General features: G+C 74.6%; 6 protein-coding genes. 3 read left to right on the top strand and 3 right to left on the bottom strand.

The window, feature by feature from the left end; all coding sequences use genetic code 11:
* Positions 1 to 447, top strand: a 447-nt coding sequence (locus ACFV6D_RS34105; RefSeq protein ID WP_380562659.1) for a DUF6542 domain-containing protein, incomplete at its 5' end; no start/stop codon positions are given.
* Complete coding sequence (locus ACFV6D_RS34110) at positions 440 to 2,035, top strand: LCP family protein (protein WP_380343263.1); 1,596 nt, start codon at positions 440 to 442, stop codon at positions 2,033 to 2,035. The genes ACFV6D_RS34105 and ACFV6D_RS34110, both read left to right, overlap by 8 nt.
* A gap of 71 nt (positions 2,036 to 2,106) precedes the next feature.
* On the opposite strand, the gene ACFV6D_RS34115 is transcribed toward ACFV6D_RS34110, so the two are convergent.
* Together ACFV6D_RS34115 and ACFV6D_RS34120 are read right to left on the bottom strand one after the other, a co-directional pair.
* On the bottom strand, positions 2,107 to 2,559 hold the full coding sequence (locus ACFV6D_RS34115; protein ID WP_159398579.1) for a hypothetical protein: 453 nt from the start codon (positions 2,557 to 2,559) through the stop codon (positions 2,107 to 2,109).
* Between the two features lie 140 nt (positions 2,560 to 2,699).
* Complete coding sequence (locus ACFV6D_RS34120; protein WP_380343260.1) at positions 2,700 to 3,947, bottom strand: MFS transporter; 1,248 nt, start codon at positions 3,945 to 3,947, stop codon at positions 2,700 to 2,702.
* Positions 3,948 to 4,084: 137 nt separating this feature from the next.
* Here ACFV6D_RS34120 and ACFV6D_RS34125 point away from each other — a divergent pair, with 137 nt between their 5' ends.
* Positions 4,085 to 4,528, top strand: a complete 444-nt coding sequence (locus ACFV6D_RS34125) for a helix-turn-helix domain-containing protein (protein WP_063350649.1) — start codon at positions 4,085 to 4,087, stop codon at positions 4,526 to 4,528.
* 76 nt (positions 4,529 to 4,604) lie between these two features.
* Here ACFV6D_RS34125 and ACFV6D_RS34130 read toward each other — a convergent pair whose 3' ends face one another.
* Positions 4,605 to 5,960: a DUF6777 domain-containing protein gene (locus tag ACFV6D_RS34130; protein ID WP_380343257.1), complete on the bottom strand. Its 1,356-nt coding sequence runs from the start codon at positions 5,958 to 5,960 to the stop codon at positions 4,605 to 4,607.
* Positions 5,961 to 6,172 lie beyond the last annotated feature (212 nt).

Genomic DNA, 6,172 nt, shown 5'->3' on the forward strand with positions numbered 1-6,172 from the left:
CCACGGCCCGCGGCCTCCCGCCGCCGGCCGCAGGCCCGCCGGGGCGGCCGGCTGCCGGTGCTGCTCACCGCCGTCGGCCTGCCCGTCCTCGGCGGTGTCGCGGACGAGCTCGGGGGCCCCGGCGTCGGCGTGCTCTTCGCGGTCGGTGCGGTCGGCGGGACGGGCGCCGCGGCGGCGCTGTGCAGCCGGGCCGGCCGCTGGTGGGTCGTCACCGCGGCCCCGCTCGTGGTGCTGCTCGGCGCCGCCGGCATCGAGTACCTGGCGAACCGGGACGCGTACCAGGGCAAGCAGCTCGGCACCGGCGCGCTGCGGTGGGTGGTGGGGGCGTTCCCGGTGATGGCGGCGGCGGTGGGGGTCGCGCTGCTGGTCGTCGCGGTCCGCATCGCGCTCGATCGCCGACGGCTCCGCAGGGCGGGCACCCCGGCCGGAAGGAGCCGTCGTGGCTGAACGCGCCGCCCGCCTCCGCCCGCGCGGCCGCGCCCCGCGCCGCGGCCCCGCCCCGCTGACCGTCGCCGGGCGCACGCTCGCCTGCACCGTCTCCATCGCCGTCCTCGGCGCCAGCGGCTTCACCTGGTACGAGTACCGCAGCCTCGACGACGGCATGACCAAGTCCACCGCGCTGAGCGAGGCCAAGAAGAACGCCCCGCCCCACCTCGACAAGTCCGTCAACCTGCTGCTGATCGGCCTCGACAGCCGCAAGGACATGGACGGCAACGACCTGCCCAAGCAGTTCGTCGAGGACGAACTGCACGCCGGGTCGAGCGAGATCGGCGGCTACAACACCAACGCCCTGATCGTCCTGCACATCCCGGCCAACGGTGGCAAGGTCACTGCGCTGTCCGTCCCGCGCGACGACTACGTGCAGACCCTCGGCGCCGACGGCAAGATGCACAAGATCAAGGAGGCCTACGGCATCGCCAAGGTGGCCGCCGAGCAGAAACTCGCCGGCAAGGGGCTCTCCAAGGCCGACCTGGAGCGGCAGAGCCGCGAAGCCGGACGCTCCGCCACCATCCAGACCGTGCAGGGCTTCCTCGACGTCCCGATCGACCACTTCGCCGAGGTCAACCTGATCGGCTTCTACGACATCGCCAAGGCCGTCGAGCCGATCCAGGTCTGCCTCAACCACCCCGTCGACGACCCGATCACCGCCCGCACCGCCGCCCACGAGGGCGGTGGCACCGGCCTCAAGCTCCCCGCCGGCATCAGCTCCCTCAACGCCGCCCAGGCCCTCTCCTTCGTCCGCCAGCGCCACCACCTCGCCAACGGCGACCTCGACCGCACACACCGGCAGCAGGCGTTCATCTCCTCCGTCGAGTACCGGCTCAAGCAGCAGGGCATCCTCAACGACTTCGGGCAGATGCAGAAGCTGTTCGGAGTGGTGAAGAAGGACGTCGTCATCGACAACGAGTGGAACATCCTCGACTTCGCCCAGCAGGCGCCCAACCTCACCGGCGGGAACGTCGAGTTCAACACCCTGCCGATCACCGGGTTCAAGACCGTCGGCGGCCAGGAGGTCAACACCGTCAACCCGGAGCTGATCAAGAAGATCGTCCGGCAGCTGTTCAACCGCGAGCCGGCCCCCGTCCAGGCCGTCCCCGCGCCCACCGAGACGGCCGCCGAGACCGCCACCCCCTCGCCGTCCGCCGCCTCCCCGACCGCGACCAGGGCCGTCGTGGACGTCAACGCCGTCGCGGGCGCCGGCGCGGCCGCCACCGAGTCCAAGGCCCTCGCCGAACTCGGCTACCAGCCGGGGAGGATCGGCGACGCCGCCGCCAGGACCAGGGCCACCACCGTCACCTACGGCAGCGGCGCCAAGGCCGACGCCCAGCAGCTCGCCACCCGCTACGGCGTCACCGCCACCGCGGCCGCCGTCGTCGCCCCCGGCCACATCGTCGTCACCCTCGCCGTCACCCGCACCCCCAGCCCCTCCGCCGCCGCCACCACCGGGCCGGGCGACGCGGCCACCGACCCCGCCGCCGGCCTCCCCATGCAGGGCCCCGCCGTCAAGGCCGGCGGCATCCCCTGCGTGGACTGACGGGGGCGGCGGGCGCCGCGCGGCCGCACCCACGAGGCGGTGGGCGAACCGGCCCGGCGGCCGAACGGGCGTCACGGGAGGAGAGTCCGGCCCCGGGCGCGCTGGACGAGCAGGCCGACCAGCCACAGCAGGACCGCCGTGGCGCCCACCGCGGCCAGCACGTAGGTCGCGGGCATGTCGTCGTTGGGGTAGTGGTCGCCGGCCACGCGCACGGTGGCCGGGTCGTCCGCCGCCGCCTCCAGGGGGACGGTCATCCCGACGTGCGGCTTCTCGACCCGTTTGAGGCCGAGCGCCGACGTGCGGTAGTCGCGATCCCCCGCCCGGTAGGTGATGGTGTAGAGCCAGCCGCCCTTGCGCAGGGCCACGGCGCTGACCGTCCCGTCGACCCGCAGCGGCGCGGCGTCTATCCGGCTCGCGGCCCGCCACTGCGCGGACGCGGCGAACAGGCTCCAGCAGAGCACCAGCAGCGAGACCACCGCGCCCGCCAACGGAAGGGACCACACCCGGCGTAACACTGCCTTCATGGCCCGGACGATACCCGCCCCGTGACGCGCCGTCGGTGGCCGGGGCGCCGCCCCCTTCGAGAGCGACACGGCGGTGGACCTCGCCGACGGCCTGGCGCGGACGCCGCCGGATCAGGGCGAGGAGCCGTTCCGAGGCTTCGTCAATTCTGCTTCCTGGCAAGCCAGTAGAGCAGTGCGGCCAGACTGGTGGCCGCGCCGAGGAGGCAGACGGCCGTCCAGCCCCAGTGCTCGTAGACGAGGGTGGAGCCGATCGCGCCCGCCGCACAGCCGGCGGAGTAGAGGAGCATGTACCCGGCGGTGAGCCGGCTCTGCGCCTCGGGGCGGACCTGGTACAGCAGGTGCTGGTTGACCACGTGCACGGACTGCAGGCCGTAGTCGATCACCACCATGGCGAGCACCAGCCACCACGCCGAGCGCGGCAGCAGGGCCGCCGGGATCCAGGCGGCGAGCATGGCCAACAGGCCGATGCCGGCGGTGTGTTCGGCCCGGCCGCGGTCGGCCTGCCGGCCCGCGCGGCCGGCACCCAGGGCTCCGGCGGCGCCGGCCAGGCCGAACAGCCCGATCTGGGTGTGGCTGAGACTGAACGGCGGGGCGGCGAGCGGGAGCACCATCGGGGTGAGCAGGACGGTGATGGAGGTGAAGGTGAGCAGCGCGAGGACCGCCCGGGCGCGGAGCACGGGCTCCTCGGCGAAGAGGGTGAACACCGAGCCGATCAGCCGGGGGTAGCTGATCCGTGCGGTCTGCGAGGTCTGCGAGGTATGCCCGGTCGGTGCCGACGGCCGGTGACGTTCGGCCGGGAGGACGACCGCGACGGCGAGGGCCATCGCGCCGGTGGCGACGGCGGACACCACGTAGACGGCGCGCCAGCCGGCCAGGTCGCCGATGGTGCCGGCGACGGTGCGGGCGAGCAGGATGCCGACCACGATGCCGCTGGTGACGGTACCGACCACCCGGCCCCGGTCGGCTGGCGCGGCGAGCGAGGCCGCGTACGCGACGACGACCTGGGCGACCACCGCGAGGACTCCGACGGCGGCCATCGCGGCGAGCATCAGCGGCGCGGAGGGGGCGAGCGCGACGGCGGCGAGGGCGAGCACGGAGAGCCCGAGCTGAGCGGTGGTGAGGGTGCGGCGGTTGACGCGGTCGCCGAGCGGGACGAGCAGCAGCAGGCCGAGCGCGTAGCCCGTCTGGGTGAGGGTGCCGACGAGCCCGATGGTGGCCGGGTCGATGCCGTAGTCCGCGGCGATGAGGTCGAGCAGGGGCTGTGAGTAGTAGACGTTGGCGACGGCGAGGCCGCAGGCGACGGAGAGGAGCCAGGCGGCGGCGGGTGGCAGGCCGCGTGGGGGCGCTTCGGCGGCGGTGACGGCGGTGGCGCGGGTGGGCGAGGTCATGGGCGGGACTTCCTGGTGGCGGGCACGGCCGGACTGGTTTCAAAGTGCTACCACGCCACCCTGGCATAATGTGGTTTCAATAAGCAACCACGCGACTCGCCGCTAGGCTGGGCGCCGACCGGTGGAAGGTGGGAGAAGTGCCGAAGCGCACCACGCACGAGGAGTCGACCTGCCCGGTCGCCCGCCCGCTCGACGTCGTCGGCGACGGCTGGACGCTGCTGATCGTGCGCGACGCCTTCGACGGGCTGCGCCGCTTCGGGCAGTTCCAGAAGAACCTGGGCCTCGCCAGGAACATCCTCTCGGCCCGCCTCACCAACCTGGTCGCCAACGGGGTGTTCGAGCTCGCGCCGGCCGCCGACGGCAGCCCGTACCAGGAGTACGTGCTGACCGAGAAGGGGCGCGCCCTCTTCCCCGTGATCACCGCGCTGCGGCAGTGGGGCGACCAGTGGTTCTTCGCGGAGGGCGAGCCGCGCGCCCGGCTGGTGGAACGCGGGACGGGCGCGCCGATCGAGGCGATGGAGGTCCGCGCGGCCGGCGGCCGGGTGCTGGGGCCCGAGGACGCCGAGGTGCTGCTGCCCTGAGACGCGCCGCCGCCACCGGCGGACGGGCGGCCGGTGGCGGCGGGTAGTGGCGGGTGGTGCGGGGGAGTCGGGCGGATCAGCTGGGGGTGGCGCTCCCGGCCGTAGCGGTCTTCGGGGGTTCGGTGGCCGTCGCGGTGGTGCCGGGGGCGGTGCCGTTGGTGGTGCCGTTGGTGGTGGAACCGGTCGTGGTCGCCGGGGCCTTGGTGCTCGGCGTCTGGGTCGGGGTCTGGGTCGGCGTCTTGGTGGTGGACGAACCCGTGGACGAGCCCGTGGACGACCCCGTCGAGGAGCCTGCGGACGACCCCGTGGACGAGCCGGTCGAGGACCCGGTCGTCTTGGTCGTCCCGGTCGGGGTGCCCGAGGAGGTGGACGACGTTGCCGAGGCGGAGCCCGTCCCGGTCGAGGCGCCCGAGGACGTCGCCCCGGACGAGGTCGCTCCGGAGGACGTGGCCCCCGAGGGGGTCGCCCCGGACGAGGTCGAACCCGAGGTCGTCGCCGAGCCGGACCCGGAGGTCGCCCCGGAGGTGGCCCCGGAGGGCGAGGCGGAGGTCGAGTGCGACGTCGAGGCCGTGCCCGCCGGCGTGGTGGGCGTCATCTTCCCCGGCGGCGGGACGCCTGGCGCCAGCGGCCCCTTGGGCGGTCCGACGTTCCGGTCGACCACGTCGATCCGCCCGGTCAGGCGGGAGAACCAGCCGCCCGTCTCGATGTTCACCAGGATGATCTCGGTCACCGGCTGCGGCGCGGGCACCACGACGACCAGCGTGGTCGGGTGGAAGCCGGCCCATGCCTTCCCGGTGTACTTGGCGTCGCTCACCAGCACCGGCGGCTTCAGCGGGTTGCCGCAGGAGCAGCGCACCCGGGGCACGCCCTGGGAGTCCACCAGGACGGCGGTGCCGGCCTGGAGCGCGGACTGGTACTCGGCGACGGCGCCGCTCTTGTAGTTGTGGTTGGTGACCCGGGTGTCCACCCGCAGATAGGCCGAGGTCAGCGAGCGCAGGTAGGACGGGATCTCGGACTGCTGGACGCCCGCGGCGGAGGCCCAGGCGCGGCCGGAGTCCCCGCTGGAGACCATCCCGATCAGGCGCTCGGTGTCGCAGCTGGGCTTGGTCATCGTCCCGCCGTACAGCCCGGCGGAGCTGCCCTCGACGCTGTGGATCACCGCCGGGGAGGCGGCCGTGGACCGGCCGCCCGGCCCGGACTGCGGTGCCTGGGCGGACTGCGGCGCCGGCCCGGACTGCGGCTCCTGGGCGGGGGCGGGGGCGCTCACCCCCTGGGTTTCCACCGATGGGGTGAACGGGTCCGGCCCCGGGTCGGCCGGGGCCTGGAGGGCCACCTCGTTGGCGGCCGGCAGGGTGTCGTGGTGACCGCCGCCCTGGCTGTTCACGATCAGCACGGTGGCCACCACGGCCACCGCCAGCGTGCCGGCGGCCAACGCGAGCCCCCGCCCGGAGCGCCACCACGGCGTGTGCGGCCCCCGACCGCCGCCGGAGGACGGACCAGACGGCCCTGACGGACCAGATGGACCAGACGGCCCGGAAGGCCCGGAAGGCCCGGAAGGCCCGGAAGGGCCGGATGACCCGGGCGGGGGGGGGGCCGGGGCGCCCCCCCCCCCGCGCCCGGCCGCCCGCGGCGCCCGGGCGCGCG

This window comes from Kitasatospora sp. NPDC059812 (assembly GCF_042732075.1).
GTDB lineage: Bacteria > Actinomycetota > Actinomycetes > Streptomycetales > Streptomycetaceae > Kitasatospora.